At 57.5% G+C, this 25,127-nt stretch carries 22 protein-coding genes; 8 read left to right on the top strand and 14 right to left on the bottom strand.

All coding sequences use genetic code 11. The features are described from left to right. Positions 1-98: 98 nt before the first annotated feature. Complete coding sequence (locus tag IEX44_RS11545) at positions 99-1,001, bottom strand: AraC family transcriptional regulator (protein ID WP_188693524.1); 903 nt, start codon at positions 999-1,001, stop codon at positions 99-101. A gap of 201 nt (positions 1,002-1,202) precedes the next feature. On the opposite strand from IEX44_RS11545, the gene IEX44_RS11540 reads away from it, so the two are divergent. Beyond that, positions 1,203-2,264, top strand: coding sequence for an NAD(P)-dependent alcohol dehydrogenase (locus tag IEX44_RS11540; protein ID WP_188693520.1), 1,062 nt, complete (start codon positions 1,203-1,205; stop codon positions 2,262-2,264). A gap of 63 nt (positions 2,265-2,327) precedes the next feature. On the opposite strand, the gene IEX44_RS11535 is transcribed toward IEX44_RS11540, so the two are convergent. The 3 genes from IEX44_RS11535 to IEX44_RS11525 form a co-directional block, all read right to left on the bottom strand. Beyond that, complete coding sequence (locus IEX44_RS11535; RefSeq protein ID WP_188693518.1) at positions 2,328-3,665, bottom strand: TldD/PmbA family protein; 1,338 nt, start codon at positions 3,663-3,665, stop codon at positions 2,328-2,330. Next, entirely contained in the window at positions 3,662-5,122 is a 1,461-nt protein-coding gene (locus IEX44_RS11530; protein WP_188693513.1) for a TldD/PmbA family protein, read from the bottom strand. Before IEX44_RS11530 ends, IEX44_RS11535 begins: the two co-directional genes overlap by 4 nt. A 132-nt stretch (positions 5,123-5,254) precedes the next feature. Then, the gene (locus IEX44_RS11525; protein WP_188693512.1) at positions 5,255-6,214 is read right to left on the bottom strand and encodes a LysR family transcriptional regulator; all 960 of its coding nucleotides are present in this window, start codon (positions 6,212-6,214) and stop codon (positions 5,255-5,257) included. A gap of 104 nt (positions 6,215-6,318) precedes the next feature. On the opposite strand from IEX44_RS11525, the gene IEX44_RS11520 reads away from it, so the two are divergent. Continuing rightward, on the top strand, positions 6,319-7,344 hold the full coding sequence (locus IEX44_RS11520) for a zinc-dependent alcohol dehydrogenase family protein (protein ID WP_229678998.1): 1,026 nt from the start codon (positions 6,319-6,321) through the stop codon (positions 7,342-7,344). A 75-nt stretch (positions 7,345-7,419) separates the two neighbouring features. Here the strand turns inward: IEX44_RS11520 and hisC are convergent, their stop codons facing one another. From hisC to gyrA, 7 genes are all read right to left on the bottom strand, one after another. Further along, positions 7,420-8,520: a histidinol-phosphate transaminase gene (gene hisC, locus IEX44_RS11515; RefSeq protein WP_188693509.1), complete on the bottom strand. Its 1,101-nt coding sequence runs from the start codon at positions 8,518-8,520 to the stop codon at positions 7,420-7,422. 77 nt (positions 8,521-8,597) lie between these two features. Beyond that, entirely contained in the window at positions 8,598-9,185 is a 588-nt protein-coding gene (locus tag IEX44_RS11510) for an LOG family protein (protein WP_188693506.1), read from the bottom strand. Between the two features lie 32 nt (positions 9,186-9,217). After that, the gene (gene pheA, locus IEX44_RS11505; RefSeq protein WP_188693503.1) at positions 9,218-10,291 is read right to left on the bottom strand and encodes a prephenate dehydratase; all 1,074 of its coding nucleotides are present in this window, start codon (positions 10,289-10,291) and stop codon (positions 9,218-9,220) included. Between the two features lie 129 nt (positions 10,292-10,420). Then, positions 10,421-11,500, bottom strand: coding sequence for a 3-phosphoserine/phosphohydroxythreonine transaminase (gene serC, locus IEX44_RS11500; RefSeq protein ID WP_188693500.1), 1,080 nt, complete (start codon positions 11,498-11,500; stop codon positions 10,421-10,423). Positions 11,501-11,641: 141 nt separating this feature from the next. Beyond that, positions 11,642-12,064 carry a PaaI family thioesterase gene (locus IEX44_RS11495; protein ID WP_188693499.1) on the bottom strand — a complete coding sequence of 141 codons (423 nt, stop codon included), beginning with the start codon at positions 12,062-12,064 and terminating at the stop codon, positions 11,642-11,644. Continuing rightward, positions 12,061-12,549, bottom strand: coding sequence for a PaaI family thioesterase (locus tag IEX44_RS11490; protein WP_188693494.1), 489 nt, complete (start codon positions 12,547-12,549; stop codon positions 12,061-12,063). Before IEX44_RS11490 ends, IEX44_RS11495 begins: the two co-directional genes overlap by 4 nt. A gap of 109 nt (positions 12,550-12,658) precedes the next feature. Then, positions 12,659-15,427: a DNA gyrase subunit A gene (gyrA, locus tag IEX44_RS11485; protein ID WP_444544661.1), complete on the bottom strand. Its 2,769-nt coding sequence runs from the start codon at positions 15,425-15,427 to the stop codon at positions 12,659-12,661. A 292-nt stretch (positions 15,428-15,719) separates the two neighbouring features. Between gyrA and IEX44_RS21245 the strand changes: the two genes are divergently transcribed. The 6 genes from IEX44_RS21245 to IEX44_RS11455 all read left to right on the top strand — a co-directional run bounded on the left by IEX44_RS21245 (position 15,720) and on the right by IEX44_RS11455 (position 21,598). Continuing rightward, complete coding sequence (locus IEX44_RS21245; RefSeq protein WP_188693488.1) at positions 15,720-16,421, top strand: OmpA family protein; 702 nt, start codon at positions 15,720-15,722, stop codon at positions 16,419-16,421. Positions 16,422-16,539: 118 nt separating this feature from the next. Next, positions 16,540-17,148 carry an outer membrane lipoprotein periplasmic chaperone LolA gene (lolA, locus tag IEX44_RS11475; RefSeq protein ID WP_188693486.1) on the top strand — a complete coding sequence of 203 codons (609 nt, stop codon included), beginning with the start codon at positions 16,540-16,542 and terminating at the stop codon, positions 17,146-17,148. After that, the gene (locus tag IEX44_RS11470; RefSeq protein WP_188693483.1) at positions 17,132-18,451 is read left to right on the top strand and encodes a replication-associated recombination protein A; all 1,320 of its coding nucleotides are present in this window, start codon (positions 17,132-17,134) and stop codon (positions 18,449-18,451) included. The genes lolA and IEX44_RS11470 overlap by 17 nt, the downstream gene beginning before the upstream one ends. Positions 18,452-18,526: 75 nt before the next feature. Continuing rightward, a complete protein-coding gene (gene serS, locus IEX44_RS11465) occupies positions 18,527-19,813 on the top strand; it encodes a serine--tRNA ligase (RefSeq protein ID WP_188693481.1) in 1,287 nt (428 codons plus the stop codon). 203 nt (positions 19,814-20,016) lie between these two features. Beyond that, complete coding sequence (locus IEX44_RS11460; RefSeq protein WP_188693478.1) at positions 20,017-20,454, top strand: NfeD family protein; 438 nt, start codon at positions 20,017-20,019, stop codon at positions 20,452-20,454. A 205-nt stretch (positions 20,455-20,659) separates the two neighbouring features. Further along, positions 20,660-21,598 (top strand): SPFH domain-containing protein, encoded by a 939-nt coding sequence (locus IEX44_RS11455; protein WP_188693474.1) that lies wholly within the window; start codon positions 20,660-20,662, stop codon positions 21,596-21,598. A 65-nt stretch (positions 21,599-21,663) separates the two neighbouring features. On the opposite strand, the gene IEX44_RS11450 is transcribed toward IEX44_RS11455, so the two are convergent. The 3 genes from IEX44_RS11450 to IEX44_RS11440 are packed head-to-tail and all read right to left on the bottom strand — an operon-like array spanning position 21,664 to position 25,068. Further along, on the bottom strand, positions 21,664-23,112 hold the full coding sequence (locus tag IEX44_RS11450; RefSeq protein ID WP_229678996.1) for an FAD-dependent oxidoreductase: 1,449 nt from the start codon (positions 23,110-23,112) through the stop codon (positions 21,664-21,666). Continuing rightward, positions 23,109-23,924 carry a phosphonoacetaldehyde hydrolase gene (gene phnX, locus IEX44_RS11445; protein ID WP_188693471.1) on the bottom strand — a complete coding sequence of 272 codons (816 nt, stop codon included), beginning with the start codon at positions 23,922-23,924 and terminating at the stop codon, positions 23,109-23,111. Before phnX ends, IEX44_RS11450 begins: the two co-directional genes overlap by 4 nt. 46 nt (positions 23,925-23,970) lie before the next feature. Then, positions 23,971-25,068 carry a 2-aminoethylphosphonate--pyruvate transaminase gene (locus tag IEX44_RS11440; protein ID WP_188693468.1) on the bottom strand — a complete coding sequence of 366 codons (1,098 nt, stop codon included), beginning with the start codon at positions 25,066-25,068 and terminating at the stop codon, positions 23,971-23,973. Positions 25,069-25,127: the final 59 nt, after the last annotated feature.

Here is a 25,127-nt window from a genome sequence, read left to right as displayed (position 1 = left end):
GACGACCCGCAAATACATCAGCTTGTAACTGGCTGCACAAAACTGTGCATGGGCTCACTAGCCCCGGATGAACTGTCAACCAGACCTTCAGCGGCGAGTTATTGCGCCAGCGCCGCCCCGACCTCTTCGACCGGACTACGGCCAAAGCAGCGTTTGAATTCGCGGCTGAACTGGGATGGGCTTTCATAGCCAACCCGGTTAGCAGCAGCGCTGACATTCAGGCCATCCTGCACCATCAGTAACAGCGCTTTATGCAGCCGTACGCGTTTGAGGTACTGCAACGGCGAGGTAAACGTCATGGCCTTGAAGTTGTGATGGAAGGCCGAGACACTCATGTTTGCTTCCTGCGCCAGCGTATCGATATCCAGCGCAGACGCATATTCGGTATGCATGCGGCGCAGCGCGCGGGCCATGCGGCTGAAGTTGCCCTGACGACCGGCAACGGCACGCAGTGCGTTACCCTGGCTACCCTGCAAGGCACGGAAGACGATCTCCCGAATCAACTGCGGCCCCAGCACGTGGCTTTCCAGCGGGTTTTGCAGGCAGTGCATCAGCCGAATGATTGCGTCATCAAGAATGACATCCAGCGGCACCGATGCCATCGGGATATCCGGGTTCGCCTCAGACGGCGGAGAATCCGGCAGTGTTTCCATCTGCAACAGCAGCTCTCGCAACAAGCCCACATCTACCGGGATACGCACGCCCAGAAATGGCTCGGCGCCGTGAATCTGTGTCTCACACTCAAACGGCAGCGGCACTGACATGACCAGATAATTGTGCGCGTCATACTGCCAGCAGTGTTCGCCCAGATAGCCCACCTTGCGCCCTTGGGCGATGACGAATATCCCGGGTTCGTAGAACACGGGAATACGTGGCGTATCCTGATTAACACGCATCAAGACCACACCGGGCAAGCTGGTTTCGCTGATGCCGTATCCGGGCTGCAATTGCAAAATCAGCTCAGACAGACGCTGGTTAACAGGTAAGGCACTGGCGGTCATGTATTTGTCACAAGCAGGAAACAAGGCTGGACGAATGTATCAGCGTATGCGCGTGCGCGACAGATGTTGTGGTGCGGATCAGCAGAATCAGGCAAGTGTTCCGCAGAAACGGGCATTCAAGAGCGCGGCATACTCTTCAATAATACGCAGCAGTTTCCCTGCCTGCCGGCGGGGATGACCGCAACATGACAGGAGAAAATCATGGCTTTGAATATTCGCAGTTTTGCCACGCAGTCGGCTACCTCGTCGCTGGCCCCTGCGCTGGTCACCCGTCGTGACCCGCGCGCCAATGATGTCGTGATCGACATTCTGTATTGCGGCGTTTGTCACTCTGACCTGCACCAGGCCCGCAACGACTGGCACAACAGTATTTATCCGATGGTGCCAGGCCACGAAATCGTCGGCCGCGTGACCAGCGTTGGCGCAAAGGTCACCAAGTTCAAGGAAGGCGATCTGGTCGGCGTGGGGTGTCTGGTCGATTCCTGCCAGCATTGCGCAGCATGTGCTGAAGGGCTGGAACAATATTGCGAGGCATACCCGACCCCGACCTACAACGGGCTGGATCGTCACGACGGCATGCCCACCTTTGGCGGTTACTCCGAGCGCATCGTGGTGTCCGACAAGTTTGTGGTGAATGTCTCTGAAAAGATCGACATCAAAGCCGCTGCGCCGCTGCTGTGCGCCGGCATCACGACGTACTCCCCGCTCAAGCACTGGAAAGTGGGCAAGGGCAGCAAGGTCGCCGTGGTGGGTTTGGGCGGTCTGGGCCATATGGGCCTGAAATTTGCCAAGGCCATGGGTGCAGAGGTCACGCTGTTTACCCGTTCGCCGGGCAAAGAAGCCGAAGCGCGTCGCCTTGGTGCAGATCACGTCGTTTTGTCGACTGACCAGGCCCAGATGGATGCCGTTGCCAGCGCATTCGACTTCATTCTGGATACCGTGCCGTACTCGCATGACCTGAACCCGTATGCCAATACACTCAAGCGTGACGGCACGCTGGTGCTGGTTGGCCTGCTGGGCCCGGTCGAGCCGGTACTGCAGACCGTTCCGCTGGTGATGCGCCGTCGGCAGATTGCCGGCTCGTGCATTGGCGGCATTGCCGAAACCCAGGAAATGATGGATTTCTGCGCCGAGCACAATATCGTCAGCGATATTGAAGTGATCGACATCCAGAACATCAACGATGCCTACGAGCGCATGCTCAAGAGCGATGTGAAGTACCGCTTCGTGATTGACATGAAATCGCTGCAGAAGTCGTTCTGATCCGGCATTGCCAACAAAAAGCCCCGCATCTGCGGGGCTTTTTTTATGCGTACCACACACCCGTCACAACACCAGTTTCAACTCTCGCAACAAGGCACCGGGCAGATTCATGCTGGCACTGCTCCGGCCCCCGTAACTGCCCGCATCGGCCAGGAATGTGGTCTCTTGGGTCAGCGCTTCCAGCTCGCTACCCAGTATGCGGAACAGCGTGTCATCAAAACGCATTACGTTCAGCGGCGCAACGATCTCGCCGTCTTCCACCCAGAAGCAGGCGAAACGGGTCATGCCGGTCAAACGGCCTGCGGCACGGTCCGAGTAATTCAGGTACCACAGGTTGCTGACGTACAAACCGGTGCCCAGCGCCTTGAGCACGTCCGCCTGTGGCAACTCGCCGCCCAGCAAGCTAAAGGAAGCCGCCGCTTCCGAACCATCGGCCCCGTTGCCAGCCACGTCGTACTCGCGGGCGGTACGCGGGCTGATCAGGCTGCCAGAGAGTTTGCCGTGATCAATCAGCGCCACGTGATCAGGCTTGATAAAACCTTCTTGCTGGAAACGGGGTGCCAGGCCACCTGAGGTGTCTTCACGCATGCTGACAAGCTCAGAGAACGCGGACCCGCTGAGTAACCTGAGCAACGGACTGCGCTTGGTTCGCATGCTTTTTTCAGAAAAGCCGCCCCAGTTGAGCATGCTGACAATCTCGCCCAATGCAGCGGGCGTCAGATAGGCTCGGTACGCGCCGGGTGTGAGCGACTTGGGCGCGTGGCCCAGCAGCGCAGCTTGTGTGCGGGCGGCTTCAATCTCCGCGCGGATGGCGTGTTTGTCCCAGACAAAACCGGCACTGCCACGTTTCACTGCTTTGTCGCCGTGCGAGTACAAACTCCAGTCGAAATTCCAGCTGGCGGTTTCCTGCCAGTTGCGTTGACCGAGTTGATTGGCAAAGCCGTAGTACACCGGGCCAACGGCCAGAATGCCAACCAGATCCAGCCCCGCTGCGGCATCAGTAATATCAGCCACCATCTGCTCGGCTGTCGGCAACTGGTTGGCTGCGACAGACTCAGTCGACTGAACCTCGGTCGCCAGCAACAGATGCGGATCTTCTTCCACATCGGCCAGGGCTGCGCGCAGGTCGGTGATCACCCCGTCAATGGCGTCGTTATCCGAGGCATTGCCAGAGAGCACGATCTTTTGCGAGATATGCTTCTGCCCATATACGAGGCGCACCGTCAGATACGCCTGTGCCACCTGACCTGCCTGACGGACCAGGCCGTGATTGAAACGCACAAAATCAGAGGTCTCCCCTTCCAGCCACAGGGTATAGCCCTCACCCGCCTGCAGACGATGCTGGACGTGATCGGCCAGCGCGAAGAAGTGTGCGCGCTGTTGTGATTGTTGCTGGCTCATGCGCCCTCTCCCCCGAATACCTCGACATTGCCAAACACACACGCCGGGGAAGCGTGCCCCACGCGAATCACCTGGTTGGGTTCACCTTTGCCACAGTACGGCGTGCCCATGACGTCATCCGTTGTGCCATTGCCCACCGCCTTGAGCGCGCGCCAGAAGGTGGCAGAAATCCCGCGGTAGCCCGGGTTCTTGACCACGCCCTTGAGCTGGCCGTTTTCAATGACCTGGCCCCACTCACAACTGAACTGGAATTTATTGCGCGAATCATCAATCGACCAGGACACATTGGTATCCATCAACACACCGTGCTCGATGCCGCCGATGAGTTCGTCCAGCGTTTTGTCACCCGCCTCCACATTGAGGTTGGCCATGCGGTCGATCGGTGCACGATTCCAGTTACTGGAACGACTATTGGCCACACCCTGCACTGGTTTGCCTTCGGCTGCGGCGCGTGCCTGGCTGATCGCGCCACCCAGCGGGCGCTCCAGCATGCCATCGCGGATCAGGAAGGCTTTTTCGGCGGCATTGCCGTCATCATCCCAACCGTAGGCCGCAAATTCATTGGTGCGTGACGGGTCGTAAGTGACGTTCAACAGCGGCGAGCCATAGCGGTATTCGCCAAACATATCGAGCGTGACAAAGCTGGTGCCCGCGTAATTGCGCTCGTCACCCAGAATACGATCCAGCTCCAGCGGATGGCCGATGCTTTCGTGGATTTGCAGCATCATTTGCGACGGCATCAGTAGCAGATCCATGCTGCCGCTCGGGCAATTGGGCGCCAGCAAGAGCTGCAAAGCTTCATCCGCCACACGTTTGCCCGCGCCATACAGACCAGACTGGGTCAGTACTTCCATGCCGCCCTGGCGGCAATACCCGTTGTACTGGCCCCCAAGGCTGCGGGTTTGCGAATCGCCATCTGCAAATGCGGTGGCCGAGAGTGACGGGATGACCGCACGGTAATGCTGTTCGACAGCCCCGCCACCGGAGGTCAGGAACAACTGACGCACTTCCAGCCGGTCGACGTTGGCACCCCAGTCAACAATACGTTCGTCGATCTGGCAGGCGCGCGATTCATCCATCAGCAGCGCCATCAAGTCTTTGCGGTGCCAGTTCAGCGGTTGGTCTGCGGTCGGACCAAGGTAACGGCCGGTGGGGTTAGGTGGGGCAATCTGACGGTAATCGAATACCGAACGGTGAGCAGTCGCCAAGGCCCAGGCTTTGGCACGTTCAAATGCGGCGGTGACGCCGGCATCAGAAAGATCTGGCGTAGCGGCATAGCCGTAGCCACCCTGATGCATTACGGTGATCATGATGCCGCGATCAAGACTGCGGCCGACCGGCTGCGGAATGTTCTGGCGTACGGCGAGACTTTCTGTTTCTTCCTCGACATAGCGCAAAGAACAGAAATCCACGCTGCTTTCCAGCGCGCGAAAGCGTTGTTCCAGCGTTTTCAACATGGTTAATCGTCATCCTGCACGCAGCTTGTGGCCACGTGTTGTGGGTTGAACGGACACGGCAAGCGTCATGCCGCACCAGTAGTGTGTGTCATGCCGGGCGTAGTGACCTGCTGGCCCGGGCCATGCCGTATTTTAGGTTTTCATCCCGACGTCATCCAGTACCGGCGCGCCTTGTTGCGTGGATGTTCGCAAGATGGGCGAAACATGTTCCAGCAAGGCATCCAGTACCCAGCGCACTTTGAGCGGCGTTTGTGGCGCGTGCGGCCAGAGGGCATGCACTGGAATGGACTGGGTACGCTCGGCAAAGGTCAACTCAACCAGTTGCCCGGACTCCAGGGCGTCTGCCGCCAGCCAGCCGGGCAGCCGTACCAGACCCAGGCCCTGACAGCCCGCCTGCATCATCACATCCAGATCATCCAGCGCAATGCGTGGCAGCAACCGCACCGGAATGGCTTCGCCAGCCATACCCTGAAAGACCCATTCTGCGTCGTGCGTCGTGCGACCATAGAAAATGGCCTGTTGCCCAGCCAGATCTGCCAACGTGCGCGGCGTGCCATGGCGTGCCAGCCAGGCCGGTGCCGCGCAAATCAGCATATTGTGCGCGCCCAATGGCCGCATTTTCAGACCGGGCGTGTCGGTGAGCGGCCCGCTACGGATGGCCAGGTCAAAGCCCTCTTCCACCAGATCGACCTTGCGGTCGCTGAATGCCAGCTCCAGTTGCAGACGTGGCCAGCGCCCGGCCAGATCCAGCAATACCGGCGCGACGCAACGGCGGCCAAACAACACCGGCATGGTGATACGCATACGGCCGCTGGGTTCATGCTGGCCTTGCGCCAGTTCATCTTCGGCGTTTTCCAGTTCTGCCAGTACGCGCAAACAGCGTTGATAGAACATCTGGCCTTCATCGGTCAGGCTTTGATTGCGCGTGGTGCGATGAAACAACCGCACCCCGAGCCGCACCTCCAGCCGCGCCACCGTTTTGCCAACAGCAGAGCGCGACAGATGCAACCGTCCGGCGGCGGCGCTGAAACTGCCGGACTCCACCACCTGTGCAAAAACCGCAATGCCACTCAGTCGCTCCAGCCCGGCCATAGATTGGTTCCAATACGTCTACATTCATGCGAATTTATAGCACAACACCGGCGATATTTTCGCCAATACCATGACAGTACCCCAACAAACCCGAGGAACTGATCATGGCAACGCAAACTGCAAAACAATGGCAAATGGCCGGATTCGGCCGCGATCAACTGCGACTGGTCGAGGTCCCGGTGCCGCAGCCTGGCCCGCATGAAGTACTGGTTAAGGTAGCGGCGGTCTCGCTCAACTACCGGGACCAACTGACGATCGCCAACGGCATGGGCTCGCAACTGGCATTCCCTTTTGTACCGGGCTCGGACATGGCCGGGACGGTGGCGCAGATTGGCCCCGGCGTAAGCCGGGTGGGCGTGGGCCAACGGGTGATCAACACCTTCTGGACCACGTGGCTGGATACCCCGCTTCCCACCACCCCGACGCTGGGTACTGCATTTGGCGGGCCACTACCCGGCGTGTTTAGCCAATATCTGGTCCTGCATGAAGATCACCTCGTCAACGCGCCCGAAACACTGGATGACAGTGCCGCCAGCACACTCACCTGCGCTGGCCTGACTGCGTGGTTTGCGCTCGTTAACACGGGGCATCTGCAAGCCGGTCAGACTGTGTTGGTTCAAGGCAGCGGCGGCGTAGCGTTGTTTGCCGCGCAGCTTGCGCTCAGTCACGGTGCGCAAGTGGTGCTGACCAGCGCCAGTGCACAGAAACGCGCGCAAGCCAAAGCGCTGGGCGTGCAGCACGTGATTGATCGCACCCAGCCCGACTGGCCCGCTGCCGTGCTGGCGGCAACCGAAGGCCGTGGCGTGGATCACGCCATTGAACTGGCTGGGGGCGAGAACATAAAACACACGCTGGATGCACTGGCGATAGGCGGACGCATCGCCATCATTGGCGTGTTTGAAGGTTTTCAGCTAGAGATCCCAACACCGCAGATGTTCGCCCGCCGTGCCCGTATCGAAGGCATTGGCGTCGGCAACCGCAAGGCGTTGCGGGAGCTGGCGCAGTGGATCGACCTTAAAGGCATCAAGCCGGTAATCGATGCCGAATACGCCCTGGCAGACCTGCCGGCAGCGCTGGCCCATCTGGAACGGGGTGCGTTCGGCAAAGTGGTGGTCCGTATGACCCCATAAACCGGTACACCGCTCGGACGCATCCAAAAAGAAAAAGCCCGGATTAACCGGGCTTTTCGCAATCGACCATCAAGGTTAGTCTTGCAGCGCTTCTTCCAGCGCGGTGATAAACCGTGCGTTTTCTTCTGGCAAGCCGATCGACACCCGCAGGCTGTCTGGCATGCCGTAACCTGCGATCGGACGGACAATCACGCCTCGCTTGAGCAAGAACTGGTTCAGCGCTGCGGCATCACCGCAGTGAAAGGTCACAAAGTTGCCGTAGCTCGGAATAAACGGCAGGCCCAGGTGTACAAACGCGTCGGTCAATTGCTTCATGCCGGCATCGTTCACGCGGCGGGATTCGTCCAGGAAGACGGTGTCTTCCAGTGCGGCGCAGGCTGCAGCTTGCGCCAGGCTATTGACGTTGAACGGCTGACGCACACGGTTAAGAACGTCTGCCACCTCCGGGCTGGTTAGCGCAAAACCAACGCGCAAGCCCGCCAAACCATAGGCTTTGGAGAAGGTGCGCACCACAATCACGTTAGGGAAACGCGCCAGCCAGTTCAGCGTATCCGGGCGCTTCTCCGGTGCCAGGTATTCGGTGTATGCCTCATCGAGCACGACCAGCACGTGGGCCGGGCAACTTTCCAGGAACTCCACCAGGTCGCCAGGGCGGGCCAACGTGCCCGTCGGATTATTGGGGTTGGCAATCCACACAACCTTGGTGTTCGGGGTGATGGCAGCACGCATGGCTGGCAGGTCATGGCCATACTCCACCGCCGGCACTTCAATGCGCGTTGCACCCACTGCCTGCGTGGCCAGCGCGTACACCGCAAAGCTGTATTGCGAGTAAACAGCCGCATCGGCACTGGTCAGAAACGCATGCGAGACCAGTTCCAGAATGTCGTTAGAGCCATTGCCCAGTACGATCTGACTCATGTCCACATTGTACTTTTTGGCCACTGCGGCTTTCAGATCAAAACCGTTGCCATCTGGATAACGGGCCAGTTCGGCGATCTCGCGCTCCAGCGCCGCTTTGGCTTTGGGGCTGATACCCAGCGGGTTTTCGTTGGATGCCAGTTTGACGATGTCGTCAGGGTTCAGGCCCATTTCACGGGCCAGCTCGCCAATCGGCTTGCCAGGTTGATAAGGAGCAATGGCACGCACATAGTCAGGAGCCAGGTCACGCAGGGACATCGTCTATCACCAGATCATGTTGTGTAAAAACGGGCGCAGTCAGCGGATGACTGCACCATGAAGGTTGAATATCGGGTTCAGGTCTTGCTGAACAGGTCGGCTTTTTGCCAGCGCGCCGGCAATACGGGTGTGACAGCAAGGCGCTCAACCAGTGCGACCGGGGTATCGGCCATTTGCAGTTTGGCCAGCTCACCATCGTGCACAAAGCCTTCAGTCACCGTCTGTTCCAGAAACTGGCGCAACGCCGAGTAATAGCCGGCGGTATTCAGCAAACCGACCGGTTTGCCATGAATGCCAATTTGACCCCAGGTCAGAATCTCGAACAGTTCATCAAAGGTGCCAAAGCCACCTGCCATGGCGATAAATGCGTCGCCCAGTTCAGCCATGCGCGCTTTGCGGGTATGCATGGAGTCAACCACAATCAACTCGGTACACTGCGCCAGCGCCAGTTCACGCTCACGCATGAAGGCCGGAATCACCCCAATGACTTTGCCACCGGCATCGAGTGCGGCTTCTGCCACCGCGCCCATCAGGCCCACGCGACCACCGCCGTAAACCAGCGTCAGTTCACGCTCGGCCAGCACTTGCCCCAGTTCACGCGCAGCGGCCAGGTACTCTGGCCGTTCGCCCTTGCGTGAACCACAAAACACCACGACTGATTTCATAGCGCAATCCAGAGTTTCAGATCTGACACCGCTTAAATCACGGCTTGCGGATAAGAGCCCAGCACCTTCACAAATGCTGCAACGTTGCCCAGCGCAGTCAGCGCATTGGCCACACGCGATTCAGACACGTGCCCTTCTACATCAATAAAGAACACGTATTCCCACAACCCGGTACGACTGGGGCGGGACTCAAACTTGCTCATTGATACGCCGTTGCTTGCCAGCGGTTCTACCAGAGAGGCCAGTGCGCCCGGACGGTTAGGCGCTGACACCACCAGCGAGGTACGGTCCTTGCCCGACGGGCCGGTTTGCTGACCTCCCAGCACCAGGAAGCGCGTGGTGTTATTCGGTTCGTCTTCAATATTCTGGGCCAGCCGGGTCAGGCCAAAACGCTCCGCGGCAGCATCGCCCGCAATGGCGGCGCTGTTGGGCTCTTTACTGGCCAGACGCGCGGCCTCGGCGTTGCTGGCAACTGAAATCCGCTCAACACCCGCCGGCAGGTTCTTGTTCAGCCATTCATGACATTGCGCCAGGCTCTGGGCGTGCGAATACACGCGCAAAATACCGGCAACACCATCACCTTTGCGCAAAAGGTGATGATGAATGCGTAACACCACTTCACCACAGATATTGAGCGGAGAACTGACCATCAGATCCAGCGTCCGGCCTACGGCACCTTCGGTGGAGTTCTCAACCGGCGCAACCACATAGTCGGCAGAACCCGATTCGACGGCACGGAATGCTTCGTCAATCGAGCCACAGGCCAGCGTTTCGGCGGCGTGACCAAAATGCTTGATTGCAGCAGCCTGACTGAAAGTACCTTCCGGGCCGAGATAAGCAATGGTCAGCGGACGCTCAAGCGCCAGGCACGCGGACATCACCTCACGGAACAGTTTGGCGGCGGTTTCATCCGACAACGGGCCCATGTTGAGCGACTTGATGCGTGCCAGCACCTGAGCTTCGCGCTCAGGGCGATACACCACGCCACCACCTTTGATCTCGCCAATGGTGCGCGCGTGCTCGGCACGCTGGTTCAACAGCTTGAGAATTTCCGCGTCAATGCGGTCGATTGCTTCGCGATGGCCCTTGAGCAGCTCGTCAGACATGCCCTCTCCTGTGGCAATGTTTTATTTGTTCAATATGCAAATGGATTGCACCAGGGTGCAGTGTACCTCAGCCCGGGACCTCAGACAGACCGGCCGTGTACCCGCCGATCCGCCCGGGGTAATCAGGTTTTATTTGCTACGCGCGAAGTCACGCATGAATTCTGTGAGTGCACGCACGCCTTCCAGCGGCATGGCGTTATAGATGGAGGCACGCATACCGCCCACAGAACGATGCCCCTTCAGTTGCAGCAGACCATGCGCCTGCGCACCTTCAAGAAATGCGTCATCCAGCGCTTCATCGACCAGACGGAACGGCACGTTCATACGAGAGCGGAACGGGCGCTCTACCGGACAATTGTAGAAACCATTGGAGTTATCAATCGTTTCGTACAAGAGTGCCGCTTTCTCGATATTGCGGGCTTCCATTGCGCCGATGCCACCGTTCGCCAGCAACCACTTGAACACCAGACCAGCGACGTAGATGGCAAAGGTTGGTGGCGTGTTGTAGAGCGAGTCAGCGTCGGCGTGGACCTGATAATCCAGCATGGTCGGTGTGCCGACACGGGCCTTACCCAAGAGATCTTCGCGAATAATGGCCAGCGTCATCCCGGACGGGCCGATGTTCTTTTGCGCACCGGCGTAGATCAGCCCATAACGCGAGATATCCAGTGGCCGCGACAGAATGTTGGAAGACATATCGCAAACCAGCGGGATATCCACCTCTGGCGTTGACGGGAATTCAACACCGCCAATGGTTTCGTTCGAGCAGTAATGCAGGTACGCGGCGTTGTCACTGCGCTTCCAGGACGCAACATCCGGCACGTAAGTGCCATTGCGGTCTTCGTTGGAGGCAACAACGTTGACTTTGGCGTAGCGACGGGCTTCCTTGATGGCAATACGCGACCAGTGGCCGGTATCGACGTAATCCACAACCGACGACTCGGTGGCCAGGTTGAGCGGCACCATCCCAAAGTTAAAGTGCGCACCGCCTTGCAAGAACAGCACTTTGTAATTGGCCGGAATATTCAGAAGCTTGCGAAAGTCCGTCTCGGCTTCGTGAATGATCTGGGTGAACTCTTTACCGCGATGGCTCATTTCCATGACGCACATGCCAGAACCATGCCAATCGGTCATTTCCGCCTGAACGGTGAGCAAAACATCCCGGGGCAGTACGGCCGGGCCGGAGCTGAAATTGTAGACTTGGGTCATGGTGATCCTTGTTGGCATGTCTCTCGGCCAGAAGCGGCCGGGAGGTTCATTTTATCCATCTGTGGCAAATACGGGGTAAACAGAACTGTAAAATCCACGGCATATCAGACCAGGCTGATTGCTATTGGTGCCAGCTTGACATCAGGCCAGCAGAAAATGCGCACGGGCTTGCGCCACGGGTTTGGTTTTGTCGTCTTGCCAGGCGGTCATCAGCACGTTGGCAATGCGTTTGCCCTGCCGCACGATCTCGCAGCGGCCGTACAGATCCTGCGCGCGACCGGTACGCAGATAATCAATCGAAAAATCGATGACCCGCGGTATCCCCTCGCCTTCGCGTTGCCACATCAGGTGCAATACAGCGGCATTTTCCAGAAAGCCGCCAATCACCCCGCCGTGCAACGCGGGCAAGATCGTATTGCCAATGTTGTGGTTCTGGAATGGCAGGTAAAACAGGGGTTGCCCCTCTTCCTCACGGACCTGGATACCCAACAGGCTGGCATAAGGAATCGCGGCAATCGCCCGGGAGAGGTCGTCAATGGTCTGGATATTGGCCAGTGCACTCATGTTTGCTGTCCTCCGCCGGAAATACCGCTGCTGCCTTTGGGCTCCATACCCCGGGCAAACGTCGCGACGCCATGAGCGACAGGTTTTTCCGGATCATCCTGATACGCTGTAGCACGGGTAAAGGCGACATGATCGGTCAACCGATAGCATTCCGCAGTGCAGTACACCGGTAGATCAGGCCGTGCCGGGCGCAGGTAGTCAATGCGCAGATCAAGCGTCGCAACGGGCTCGGGTGCGCGCAATAATGAGTAAATAACGGCGCCACTGGCCGTATCGATCAAGGACGTGACCACACCGCCATGAATAACACGGGTATGTGGGTTGCCTATCAGTTTTTCACTGAACGGCAATTTCAGGGTGACACGGCCGCGCTCGGCATTGGCAAACTCCATGCCCAGCTCACGACAATGCGGCAGACCCATGAACCACTGCTGCAACTGTTCGAAAAACACCGGTTCTTCTACCGGTAGCCACAAGCCATTCATGGTCGTCACTCCAGAGAAACACAACGCGACCGCTTGAAGGCGGTCGCGTTGCAGATTGCGGCATATTGAAGCGCCCGGTTGAAAAATTCCGGGCGGCCATCACAGCTGGTTACTCTTGCTCAGGCTGGCCGGGCTGGTCTGCTGCGCCGGCTTCGGCATTGCCAGCGGCGGCTGCGGCAGCATCTTCGCCTTCAACTTCATCGTCCGAATCGGCTTCAACCACCTTTTCCAGACCAGAAAGCGATTCGCCGTCATCCAGGTTAATCAGACGCACACCTTGCGCCGCACGACCGGTTTCGCGAATTTCCGCAACCTTGGTACGGATCAGCACGCCACCGGTGGTGATCAGCATCACGTCATCAGACTCTTCAACCAGCGTTGCTGCCACCAGCTTACCGTTACGCTCGCCAGTATTAATAGCAACCACGCCCTGGGTGCCGCGACTGGTCAGACGGTATTCGCCCACCGGGGTACGCTTGCCATAGCCGTTCTCGGTGGCAGTCAGCACTTGTTGCGTCGTGTTTTCCGGGCTGGCAACCAGCAGCGAGATCAGTTTCTGGCCTTCACCCAGCTTCATGCCACGCACGCCGCGCGAGTTACGGCCCATCGGGCGGACCTTGTCTTCACTGAAACGGACCGACTTGCCCGCGTCAGAGAACAACATGACTTGATCGCCTTCGACAGCAACGACGGTTTGATCGCCGTCTTCCAGCGATTCATCTTCCACCACCGTCGTCTCTTCTTCGGCGCCGCCTTCCTCATCCACCAGCGCACCGCCCTTGCCACGGGTCAGCGCAACGCCAACCAGGTAATTACCCTCTTCCAGGTTGATGGCGATAATGCCGCGACGCATCGGACGAGAGAACGCAGTCAGCGGGGTCTTTTTAACCGTGCCGTCTGCTGTGGCCATGAACACAAACTGGTCGTCGGTAAATTCCTTCACCGGCAAGATCGCGTTGATCTTTTCGCCCTCTTCCAGCGGCAGCAGGTTGTTGATCGGTTTGCCACGGCTGTTGCGGCCGCCTTGCGGCACTTCATACACCTTCAGCCAGTAAACGCGGCCACGGGACGAGAAGCACAACACATAATCATGGGTATTGGCGACAAACAGGTTGTCGATGAAATCATCTTCTTTGGTTGCTGCGGCTTGCTTGCCACGGCCACCACGACGCTGCGCACGGTACTCCTCGGTCGGCGTAGCCTTCATATAACCGCCGTGGGTCAGCGTGACCACCATGTCTTGCGGGGTAATCAGATCTTCGAGGTTGATGTCCTCGGCATGTGCCACGATTTCGGAACGACGTGCATCGCCAAACGTGGTTTTCACTTCTTCCAGTTCGGTGCCGATGATCTCGGTCACACGTTCCGGGCGCGCCAGAATATCCAGCAGATCAAGGATCTTTTCCATGATCTCTTTGTATTCGGAGACGATCTTGTCTTGCTCCAGACCGGTCAGACGCTGCAGACGCAGTTCCAGAATGGCTTGCGCCTGGGCGTCAGACAAACGATAACCATCGCGACCCAGGCCAAAGCCCTCGCCCAGGCCATCCGGCCGGGAAGCAGACATATCCGCACGCGCCAGCATTTCTTCTACCAGCGGCGAGCGCCACACGCGCGCCATCAGGCTAACCTTCGCTTCCGGCGGCGTCGGGGCGGCCTTGATCAGGGCGATGATCTCATCCACGTTGGAGAGCGCAACGGCCAGACCTTCCAGGGTATGCCCACGTTCACGCGCCTTGCGCAGCTCGTACGCAGTGCGGCGGGTGACCACTTCACGGCGATGCTTCAGGAAACTTTCAAGTACCTGCTTGAGGTTCAACAGGCGCGGCTGGCCATCAACCAGTGCCACCATGTTGATACCAAAGCTGTCCTGCAATTGGGTCTGCTTGTACAGGTTGTTGAGCACCACGTCCGGCACTTCGCCGCGTTTGAGCTCAATCACCACGCGCATGCCTGATTTATCCGACTCATCGCGGATTTCAGAAATGCCTTCAATCAGTTTGGAACGAACCAACTCACCAATGCGCTCAAGCAGACGCGCTTTGTTAACCTGGTACGGCAGTTCATCCACGATCAGCGCCTGACGGTCTGCACTGCGCGGGATATCTTCAACGTGCGTGCGGGCGCGCATAAGCACGCGACCACGCCCGGTGCGATAACCTTCGCGCACGCCTGCCAGGCCGTAAATAATCCCGGCGGTGGGGAAGTCCGGCGCCGGGATGAAATCAATCAGTTCATCCACCGTCAATTCACCGTTGTGCAGCAACGCCAGGCTGGCATTGATGACTTCGGTCAGATTGTGCGGCGGGATATTGGTCGCCATACCCACGGCAATCCCGGAGGAACCATTGACCAGGAGGTTGGGTACGCGTGTCGGCAGCACCGACGGTTCCAGTTCTTTTTCATCGTAGTTGGGTGTGAAATCGACAGTTTCCTTGTCGATATCAGACAGCAACTCGCTGGAAATGCGTGAGAGACGACACTCTGTATAACGGTAGGCGGCAGCGGCATCACCATCGATGGAACCGAAGTTGCCCTGGCCATCAATCAGCGTGTAACGCAGGGAGAAGTCCTGCGCCATCCGCACCAGCGCTTCATAAGCTGCGGAGTCACCGTGCGGGTGGTATTTACCCAGCACGTTACCAATCACACGGGCGCATTTAACGTAGGCGCGGTTCCAGACGTTATTGGTGTCGTGCATTGCATACAGAATGCGGCGATGCACTGGTTTGAGGCCGTCACGCACATCAGGCAATGCCCGCCCCACAATCACGCTCATGGCGTAATCGAGGTAGGAGCGGCGCATTTCCTCTTCAAGGCTGACGGGAATCGTTTCTTTGGCAAAGCTTTGCTGTTCAGACATCTTGGTAGAATCGATCCGCCGTTGCGGCCCGACTGGGGCCTGATCTATAGAATGTGGGGGCCACGCGGGCACAAGCGCGCGCGACAAAACTCGCTAGAGTTTAACATGGTGTGGTTTACACACCAATTTTGACAACAAGCTGTCAAAATTTCACATTCCTTTTATTTGCGCGCGGTAAAGTTAAGCTACTAGAATGTGCGTGTATTGGAGAATAGACTTGACATCCCTTGGGGGTCAGTTATATCCAATAGCGTCTGCACTACTAAAAACATCGCAATCGAACGATATTCAACCAGGAGAAAAAACTATGCTGTCGCTCAAGCAATCGATGTCGAGCCTGGCCGTTGTTGCGGCCTTCGGTGTTTCTGCTTCCGCCTTTGCCGCTACTGATGCATACCTGACCAACAGCACCAACGTCAAAGACGACAATCCGGAAGGCGTTGTAAAGAACGGCATCGGTGAGTGCTGGCAAACCGGCACCTGGACCAAAGAAAAGGCTGCAACGATCAAGGGCTGCCCTGGCTACGTTGAGCCTGTTGTTGCCGCTCCTGCTCCTGCCCCGGCACCTGCCCCGGCTCCGGCACCTGTTCCGGTCACTGTGACCAAGCATTTCACCCTGAAGGCTGACGTGCTGTTCGAATTCAACAAGGCGACCCTGAAGCCAGAAGGCAAGGACGCTCTGGACAAGCTGTACGAACAAGTCAAGGATCTGGATCCGAAGGAAGGCAAGGCAGTTGTGGTTGGTTACACTGACCGCATCGGCAGCGAAAAGTATAACTTCGACCTGGGCTACAAGCGTGCCAAGTCCGTTGCTGACTACCTGGTAAGCAAGGGCGCTCCGGCTGACAAGATCGACGCACAAAGCCGCGGCAAGGCCGATCCGGTTACTGGCGATACTTGCGCCAAGGTCAAGAACCGCAAGAAGCTGATCGAGTGTCTGGCTCCGGATCGTCGCGTAGAAATCGACGTTCAAGGCGTGCACGAAACCACCCAACCGGCTGCTCAGTAATCAGCGTCGGTCTGGAGAAAAACCCCGCCAGATGGCGGGGTTTTTTTATTTGCAGAACGCTTGCAGAGAGGGCGTGTCTGTTGTTGTATGTCTTAATCTGCAGGAGCAAGAAACAACAATGCGTATCCGGATTCTGTGCGGCGCTTTTGCCGCTTTGATCACCAGCTTTGCCCACGCTGATGCGGTGAGCGACCTGAAACAATTCCTGGGTTCTACTCATTCGCTTAAAGCGCAATTTACGCAAAGTGTTACCGGTAAAGGTAAAACCCAGACCAGTAACGGAATTGTTGCAATCGTAATTCCGGGCAAATTCCGTTGGGAATATCAAAAGCCCTACCAACAGTTGATTGTTGGTGATGCCAAGGAAGTCTGGTTGTATGACCAGGACCTCAAACAGGCCACCTCCAAAAATGTTGGCAATGCACTGGAAAGTAGCCCGGCCGCGCTGCTGGCGGGGGACACCGCCTGGGAAAAAAACTACACCCTCAAACCCCTGCCCGATCAGGATGGCCTTTCCTGGCTAGAAGCCACACCCAAACGTGATGACAGCAGCTTTGAACACATCCGGCTGGGGCTCGCCAACGGTCAGATCCAGCGTATGGATTTGTTCGACAAATTTGGCCAGACCACCCAGATCCGGTTTACCCAGATTGTGACTAACCCCAAGCTGGATACCGGCCTGTTTCACTTTACGCCGCCCAAGGATGTCGATGTCGTTCGAGAATGACCTTTTCGCGCCAGAAAAACCTGCTGAACCGCTGGCGGAAAAGCTGCGCCCGAAAAGTGTAGAAGAGGTTGTCGGCCAGCGGCACTTGCTGGCATCCGGCAAGCCACTGGCGCTGGCGATTGCGTCCGGGCAGATCCACTCGATGATACTTTGGGGTCCGCCCGGCGTGGGCAAGACCACCTTGGCACGGCTGTTAGCCGGCACGTTTGACGCAGAATTCATTCCGCTTTCAGCCGTATTTTCTGGTGTGAAAGATATTCGCGCCGCCATGGAAGAAGCCGAGCAGTATCAGTTACGCGGCCGCAAAACCATTCTGTTTGTGGACGAAGTGCACCGTTTCAACAAGGCCCAGCAGGACGCCTTCTTGCCTTTCGTTGAGTCAGGTCTTGTCACCTTTATCGGTGCAACCACCGAAAACCCTTCGTTCGAGGTCAACGCTGCGCTGTTGTCTCGCGCACAGGTCTACGTACTCAAAGCATTGAGCGACGCAGAACTGGGTGAACTGGTTCAACGTGCACTGGCCTGTTTTCCAGACCTGTCGGCCACCGACGACGCCATTGCAGTGTGGACCGGCTACGCCGATGGCGATGCCCGCCGCATGCTCAATTTGATTGAGCAAAGCGCCCATGCTGCGCATGCCAGCCAGATCACGGCCATGGATGCCGCATTCCTTGAAAACGCCTTGTCACTCAATGCCCGCCGCTTTGATAAAGGCGGAGATGCGTTTTATGACCAGATTTCTGCACTACACAAGTCGGTCCGGGGCTCTAGCCCGGACGGTGCAGTGTACTGGCTGACCCGTATGCTCGATGGCGGTGCTGATCCGCGTTATCTGGCGCGCCGCATTGTGCGCATGGCTTGGGAAGACATTGGTCTTGCTGACCCGCGCGCCGCGCAAATCACGCTGGACGCTGCCGAAACGTACGAGCGTCTGGGTAGTCCGGAAGGCGAACTGGCGTTGGCACAAGCGGTGATCTACCTGGCCATTGCACCCAAATCCAACGCTGGTTACAACGCCTATAACCTGGCAAGGGCACTGATCAATAAAGATAAATCCCGCCCGGTGCCAGAGCACTTGCGCAATGCGCCGACCAAACTGATGAAGGAATTGGGCTACGGCAAGCTTTATCGCTACGCTCACGACGAGCCCGAAGCCTACGCTGCCGGCGAAACCTACCTGCCGGAAGGGCTGGAAAACACCGTGTTCTATGAACCGGTCCCACGTGGTCTGGAAGCAAAAATCGCCGAAAAACTGCGTCACCTCGCTGAACTGGATGCCGCATGGCATGAGCGAAACGGGTAGAATTGCATCCATTCACGGGCGACGAACCCGATTTACCTACGAAACATAGCCTGACCTGACTAAAAAACGGCCAATATGCTCGACATCAACCTGCTCCGTAATGATCTGGATACCGTAGTTGCCCGCCTTGCTGCGCGCAACTTTGCTTTTGACGCCGCCACGTTCACCACGCTGGAGGCGGAACGCAAAACCCTGCAAACCCGCACGCAAGAGTTGCAGGCCAAGCGTAATTCTTCCTCCAAGATGATTGGTGCTGCCAAGGCCAAGGGTGAAGACGTTTCCGCCATCATGGCCGAAGTAGCCAGCCTGGGCGATGAAATGAAGGCCAGTGAAGTGGCACTGGCAGCCCTGCAGGAAAAACTCAACGCCTTTCTGCTGGCGATTCCTAACCTGCCGCAAGCCGACACCCCTGCCGGCAAAGACGACAGCGACAACGTGGAAGTACGCCGCTGGGGCACACCGCGTACTTTTGATTTCGAAGTGAAAGATCACGTCGACGTCGGCACGCCGCTGGGCCTGGATTTCGAAACCGGTGCCAAACTGTCTGGCGCCCGTTTCACCGTCTTGCGTAGTGGCATTGCCCGCCTGCATCGCGCGCTGGCGCAATTCATGCTCAATACGCATACCGAAGAACACGGCTACGCCGAAACCTACACCCCGTATATCGTCAACCCGGAAGTCTTGTATGGCACAGGCCAGCTGCCCAAGTTTGCCGAAGACATGTTCCGCGTTGAAAAAGGCGGTGAAGACAATCCGGTGACGCAATATCTGATCTCTACTGCGGAAATCTCGCTGACCAATACAGTGCGCGATAGCATCCTCAGCGGCGACGATCTGCCGGTCAAACTGACCGCGCACTCCCCGTGTTTCCGCTCTGAAGCCGGCTCTTACGGCCGCGATACCCGTGGCATGATCCGTCAGCACCAGTTCGACAAGGTGGAAATGGTCCGCATTGAGCATCCGGAAAAATCGGACGCAGCGCTGGAAGAAATGGTCGGCCACGCCGAAGCCATTTTGCAAAAGCTGGAACTACCCTACCGCGTCGTGCGCCTGTGCGCAGGCGATATGGGTTTTACCGCCGCCAAAACGTTCGACCTGGAAGTCTGGCTGCCGGCACAAAACACCTACCGCGAGATCTCCAGTTGCTCCAACTGCGAGGCCTTCCAGGCACGCCGCATGCAAGCACGTTTCCGTAACGAAGCGGGCAAGCCAGAACTGGTCCACACGCTCAATGGCTCTGGCCTTGCTGTTGGCCGCACGCTGGTTGCCGTGCTGGAGAACTACCAGAACGCAGATGGCAGTGTGACGATCCCGGCGGTATTGCGCCCGTATATGGGTGGTCTGGAAAAAATTTCGCTTTAAGCGAAGACTGCCTCATAAAAAAGCGCCGGACATCCGGCGCTTTTTTATTGCCGCTCAATGGTGGCTACAACCCAATGGTGGGATAAATTTTTCCTCATTTTTTAAATGTAGGGAATTTGCTGACACTATTTGCGTCAAAGCACTGTCTGCACAAAAATACTTCCTCATAATAACGAGTTGTCTTTGCAAGAGGGGCGACCGACATGTCACACATCTCGATGTGGTTTATCGCTGCACTGGTACTGGCCGGGCTGGAAATGCTGACCGGTACGCTCTACATGCTGGCCATTGCCTGCGGTTTGGCCATTGGCGGCATTTCTTCGCTGATCGGGATCTCTATCCCCGCGCAGATCATTGTGGCGTCGATCAGCGCCGTACTGGCGGTGGGCTTGCTGCATAGCTGGAAACTCAAACACCAAAGCGTTCGGCCAGATGTCGTCCAGAACCAGCTTGATCTGGGCCACCGGGTTACGGTGGATGAATGGCTGGACGTACGCCACGCTCGCGTTCGCTATCGTGGCACCACTTGGGATGCAGAACTTGCCGATACCCGTGTCCCACAAAATGCGCCGAGTTATTTTATTACCGGCCAACGCGGCAATATTCTGCTGATTGATATTCTGCCCCCCGCCGGGGTCTGAGTTTTTACAGCTTTTTTACGGGGTATCCACAACAATTGATTTGCCAGACCGCTTGTTAATCCATCCCGGATTGAACAACCCGTCTGCAAAGGATTTTCACGTGAACCCGCCCTGTTGATGTGCTGTACAGAAATATTGTTTCATTGTTAGCTGACATATCAGCCCCGGAAAAACCGTTATTCCAGAACCCATTCAGGGGAAACACATGCCTTTTGCAATTGTATTGTTGGTGATTGTCATCATTTTTATCGCCAAAACATTCCGCGTCGTGCCGCAGCAGGAAGCATGGATCTTGCAGCGGTTGGGCCGCTTTCATGCCGTATTGCAACCAGGTCTTAATTTTGTGGTGCCATTTGTTGATTCGGTTGCCTACAAACACAGCCTGAAAGAAATTCCACTGGATGTCCCCAGCCAGATTTGTATTACGCGCGACAATACGCAGCTCACCGTCGACGGTATTCTGTATTTCCAGGTGATGGATCCAAAGCTTGCTTCTTATGGCTCCTCCAATTACATCGTTGCGATTACCCAACTGGCGCAAACCACGCTGCGCTCGGTGATCGGCAAGCTGGAAATGGATAAAACCTTTGAAGAGCGCGATGAAATCAACCGTGCTGTGGTACTGGCACTGGATGAAGCCGCGACAAGCTGGGGTGTGAAAGTATTGCGTTATGAAATCAAGGACCTGACTCCGCCCAAAGAAATTCTGCATGCCATGCAGCAGCAGATTACGGCCGAACGCGAAAAGCGGGCACTGATTGCGCAATCTGAAGGTATTCGCCAGCAACAAATCAACCTGGCTACCGGTGAGCGTTCTGCCGCGATTCAGAAATCCGAAGGCGATATGCAGGCACGGATCAACCAGTCTGAGGGTGAAAAACAAGCTGCGATCAACCGCGCCCAGGGTGAAGCCGAAGCCCTGCGTCTGGTGGCCGTTGCAACCGCCGATGCGCTGCATGCCGTGAGCCAGGCCATCAATGAACCTGGTGGCATGGAAGCCGTTAACCTGAAAGTGGCACAACAATACGTGGAGGCCTTTGGCAATATCGCCAAACAAGGCAACACCATGCTGTTGCCAGGCAACGCTTCGGATATTGCCAGTGCCGTCGCCATGGCAACCTCGGTTATCAAGAAAACCAGCTAAACGAACCTGGTGGATCAATGCAAAAGGCGGATCAAGTGATCCGCCTTTTTGTTGCCCTGCCCGCTTCAAACCGGTTTATCAGCCTTGCCTGCAGCGGCGGCAAATTTTGCCAGCCAGTTATCCAGTGCACGCGGCTTGCAACCATGATCTTCTGCCGCCTCTTTGCGGCGAATGGCATTACGCACAATCAAAGACCCCAGGTAACGCAACGGTTCCGGCGGAAAAACCCCAAGCGGCCCCTTCACAAGGCCACTGCGCGTCCACGCATTTTCTTCACCTCGCACCAGCGACGCCAGAATCTGGCCGCCCATATAGCTGGGCCCGACCCCGTTGCCCGAATACCCAAAGCCGTAGACGATATTCGGGTGACCATTGAGATGGCCAAAAAAAGGCAACCCGGTCACGGAGCGATCAGAAGCGCCATTCCATGAGGCTGCGATCGGTACTTCATGCCAGGCAGGAAACATACGCCGTAGCGCTTTATGCAATTGCGCCTCATACACGCTGGGCCGATCAAACGAAGGCAACATCCGCCCACCCATGGCAAAGGTGTTGCCCCCTTTGCCCAGCATGATCCGGCCGTCTGGCGTGCTGCGGTAGTAATAGACGAAAGTGCGCGAATCCATCACTGCGGTGCCATGATCCAGCCCTGTGTGCTCCAGCAAACAATCACGCGGTTCGGTGATGATCATGTCGCTGGAGACAATGGCAATACTGCGGGAAAACTGCGCAAAACTGCTGGCCATCCAGGCATTCATGGCCAAGACGACTTTACCCGCAACAATCCGCCCGGCGGGGATAATCACCTGTGGCCGGAAGTCTTCAACAATGCGTTGCATAGGCGTGTTCTCGTGGATGCGCACACCCATCTGCCGAGCCACCCGCGCCAGCCCGCGCACCAGCAAGCCTGGCTGAACAGAACCCGCCGCAGGCGAAAACCAGCCTTCCACATGCGCAGCCGAACCCGCATGACGTTGCACTTCCAACGCATCCCACTGCGTCCACGACGAAAGGCCGCGCTCGGCCAGTGCTTGCATGACTGGCGCCATCCCACCTTGCTGGGCGTCATTGGTGGCGGTATAGAGGGTGCCATCCAGCCGTAGCTCGGCATCAATCCCGTGCGCTTTGCAAAAATTGGCGATCTGATACACCGCGTCTTCTGAAGCGCGTACCAGGCGGCATGCTTCGGCCTCGCCATACAAGCGCAGCAGGGTGAAGAACTTGCTGGACCATGTCAGCAAACACCCGCCATTGCGGCCGGATGCGCCGGCACCGCACAGGTCTTTTTCTATGATCAGCACATCCAGCTCAGGCTGAGCCTGTTTAAGCTGGATGGCTGTCCACAACCCGGTAAAGCCTCCGCCAATGATGCAAACGTCCGCTGTCACCTCGCCTTGCAAGGGCGCGGCAACGCGAGCGGGCTCACGGGCGAGCGCCTGTTCCAGCCAGAATGGCCGGAACACGGCAGTTTCGATTGCAGAACGGGGCAGAACCGGATTAGCCGCAGTAGTCACGGACGCTCCCCACGGGCACGGCGGGCGGCGATGTCCTGCAATACCGGCCACAGGTCCGCTACGGTATCGATGACGTAATGCGCACCCGCTGCGCGTAGTTTGTCTTCAGCCGGCGCTTTGCGCGTGGTGCGATCTGCAGCTGACAACGCGTTCCATTGCGCTACAGTCAGCCCGACTTCATTGCCGCTGGCGGACAAACCCACCGTCCACATGCCAGCGCGCAGGCCTTCGGCAATACCAGGAACGGTGTCATCCACCTTCACGCAAGCTGCCACATCATTGATTGCCAGATCAATCACGCATTGCAGCGCCATCCACGGACCTGGGCGACCACCGGCTTTAAGGTCATCGGCAGCGATAGCACAATCGGGTGCATAGCCGGCGTCTGCGGCCATGGGCAGCAAGGCATCCATGACCTGGCGTGGGTAACCGGAGCATGAACCGATCTTGATGCGATGACTGCGTAGCAAACCGGCCAGCTCCAGTGCACCCGGGATCATTTGGGAGTAATGGCCGACACGCTGCAATTGCAGCGGCATGAAAGCGGCGTACAACGCGTCAATATCTTCAGCGCATGCCGCACGGCCAAAGCGTTCTTGCCAACGTGGCGCAATCGCGGGGTCTTTGGCCAGTGCTTCGATGTGCTGCCACTTGCCGACGCCCATGGGACCACGGGCTTCTTCCAGCGTCAGCGGAATATTGAAACCGGTAAATGCCTCCACCAGCACCTGCGTGGGCGCAAAAGAGCCGAAATCCACCATGGTGCCGGCCCAGTCAAAAATAACGGCTTCAATATGTTGTGCAATGCTCATGATCGGTATTTCCTGAAAGATTTTTTGCGGGTTCAATCGACGCGGACTAGAGCCAGCCCAACTGGTGCAAACCTTCACCAATGGCTGCAACGGCCTGGCCAATTTCGGCCTCGTTGATCGCGCCAATACAACCGACACGGAAGGTTTCAACCTGGGTGAGCTTGCCCGGATACAGCACAAAGCCTTTCTCACGCACGGCTTCGTAAAGCGAATGGAAGTGGTAATCCGGATGCGCCGGGGCGTGGAAGGTCACGATGATCGGCGCTTGTACGGCCGGATCAAGGAAGGGCTTGAGTTCCAGCCGACGCAGACCTTCCACCAGCATTTTGCAGTTGGCGGTGTAGCGGGCCAGACGAGCAGGCTGCCCACCTTCAGCATGATATTGGTCCAGCGCAGCGCGCAGCGCGGCAACCACGTGCGTGGGGGGAGTGAAACGCCACTGGCCGGTTTTCTGCATGTACACGTATTGATCGTGCAGATCCATCGACAGCGAATGACTGTTACCACGGCTTTCAACCAGCGCAGCCTTGCGCGCGATCACAAAGCCCATGCCCGGTACACCTTCCAGGCACTTGTTGGCGGAAGCGATCAGCGCATCAAACTCAATTTCACGCGTATCAATTGGCAAGGCACCATAAGCCGACATGCTGTCGATAATCAGCTTGCGCCCCATACGGGCCACCACCTGCGCCAGTTCAGCCAGCGGGTTCAGAATGCCGGTGCTGGTTTCGCAATGGATCACACCCACGTGGGTAATCGCCGGATCTTGTGCCAGCCGCGCCGCCAAGGCCTGGGGATCACTGGGCTGGTCTTCTGCAGACTCCAGAATCGCAACCTGACGGCCCATGACTTCTACCGCGCGCGCCATGCGCTTGCCATAAGCCCCATTCACCAGCACCAGCAGCTTGCCGTGGCGCGGCAACAGAGTGCCAATGGCCGCTTCTACGGCAAAGGTGCCGGAGCCTTGCAAGGGCACGCAAACGTGGGTTTCCGCGCCGTGCACGATGTCGACCAGGTCGGCGCACACGCCAGCGGTCAGGTCATTGAAGCCGCGATCCCAGGAACCCCAGTCGGTCAACATGGCGGTTTTGGTTTGCAGACTGGTAGTCAGCGGGCCGGGGGTAAGGAGGATGGGTTCACGCATATCGTCAGCTTTTCCGAACGTCTAGATGATTGGAGGCCACAAATACAAGCTTGCTCGCT

The sequence above is a fragment of the Silvimonas amylolytica genome (assembly GCF_014645555.1).
GTDB classification, from domain to species: domain Bacteria; phylum Pseudomonadota; class Gammaproteobacteria; order Burkholderiales; family Chitinibacteraceae; genus Silvimonas; species Silvimonas amylolytica.
This window is presented reverse-complemented; position numbering and strand designations above follow the sequence as displayed.

What these genes read in the sequence shown, in the direction of transcription:
- IEX44_RS11520 (WP_229678998.1), top strand. Translation starts at nt 6,319, where the DNA reads ATGGCAACGCAAACTGCAAAACAATGGCAAATGGCCGGATTCGGCCGC.
- IEX44_RS11490 (WP_188693494.1), bottom strand. Translation starts at nt 12,549, where the DNA reads ATGAATGGCTTGTGGCTACCGGTAGAAGAACCGGTGTTTTTCGAACAG.
- hisC (WP_188693509.1), bottom strand. Translation starts at nt 8,520, where the DNA reads ATGTCCCTGCGTGACCTGGCTCCTGACTATGTGCGTGCCATTGCTCCT.
- IEX44_RS21245 (WP_188693488.1), top strand. Translation starts at nt 15,720, where the DNA reads ATGCTGTCGCTCAAGCAATCGATGTCGAGCCTGGCCGTTGTTGCGGCC.
- IEX44_RS11510 (WP_188693506.1), bottom strand. Translation starts at nt 9,185, where the DNA reads ATGAAATCAGTCGTGGTGTTTTGTGGTTCACGCAAGGGCGAACGGCCA.
- phnX (WP_188693471.1), bottom strand. Translation starts at nt 23,924, where the DNA reads ATGAGCATTGCACAACATATTGAAGCCGTTATTTTTGACTGGGCCGGC.
- pheA (WP_188693503.1), bottom strand. Translation starts at nt 10,291, where the DNA reads ATGTCTGACGAGCTGCTCAAGGGCCATCGCGAAGCAATCGACCGCATT.
- IEX44_RS11535 (WP_188693518.1), bottom strand. Translation starts at nt 3,665, where the DNA reads ATGAGCCAGCAACAATCACAACAGCGCGCACACTTCTTCGCGCTGGCC.
- IEX44_RS11460 (WP_188693478.1), top strand. Translation starts at nt 20,017, where the DNA reads ATGTCACACATCTCGATGTGGTTTATCGCTGCACTGGTACTGGCCGGG.
- IEX44_RS11495 (WP_188693499.1), bottom strand. Translation starts at nt 12,064, where the DNA reads ATGAGTGCACTGGCCAATATCCAGACCATTGACGACCTCTCCCGGGCG.
- serC (WP_188693500.1), bottom strand. Translation starts at nt 11,500, where the DNA reads ATGACCCAAGTCTACAATTTCAGCTCCGGCCCGGCCGTACTGCCCCGG.
- serS (WP_188693481.1), top strand. Translation starts at nt 18,527, where the DNA reads ATGCTCGACATCAACCTGCTCCGTAATGATCTGGATACCGTAGTTGCC.
- IEX44_RS11545 (WP_188693524.1), bottom strand. Translation starts at nt 1,001, where the DNA reads ATGACCGCCAGTGCCTTACCTGTTAACCAGCGTCTGTCTGAGCTGATT.
- lolA (WP_188693486.1), top strand. Translation starts at nt 16,540, where the DNA reads ATGCGTATCCGGATTCTGTGCGGCGCTTTTGCCGCTTTGATCACCAGC.
- IEX44_RS11455 (WP_188693474.1), top strand. Translation starts at nt 20,660, where the DNA reads ATGCCTTTTGCAATTGTATTGTTGGTGATTGTCATCATTTTTATCGCC.
- IEX44_RS11470 (WP_188693483.1), top strand. Translation starts at nt 17,132, where the DNA reads ATGTCGTTCGAGAATGACCTTTTCGCGCCAGAAAAACCTGCTGAACCG.
- IEX44_RS11530 (WP_188693513.1), bottom strand. Translation starts at nt 5,122, where the DNA reads ATGTTGAAAACGCTGGAACAACGCTTTCGCGCGCTGGAAAGCAGCGTG.
- IEX44_RS11540 (WP_188693520.1), top strand. Translation starts at nt 1,203, where the DNA reads ATGGCTTTGAATATTCGCAGTTTTGCCACGCAGTCGGCTACCTCGTCG.
- IEX44_RS11440 (WP_188693468.1), bottom strand. Translation starts at nt 25,068, where the DNA reads ATGCGTGAACCCATCCTCCTTACCCCCGGCCCGCTGACTACCAGTCTG.
- IEX44_RS11525 (WP_188693512.1), bottom strand. Translation starts at nt 6,214, where the DNA reads ATGGCCGGGCTGGAGCGACTGAGTGGCATTGCGGTTTTTGCACAGGTG.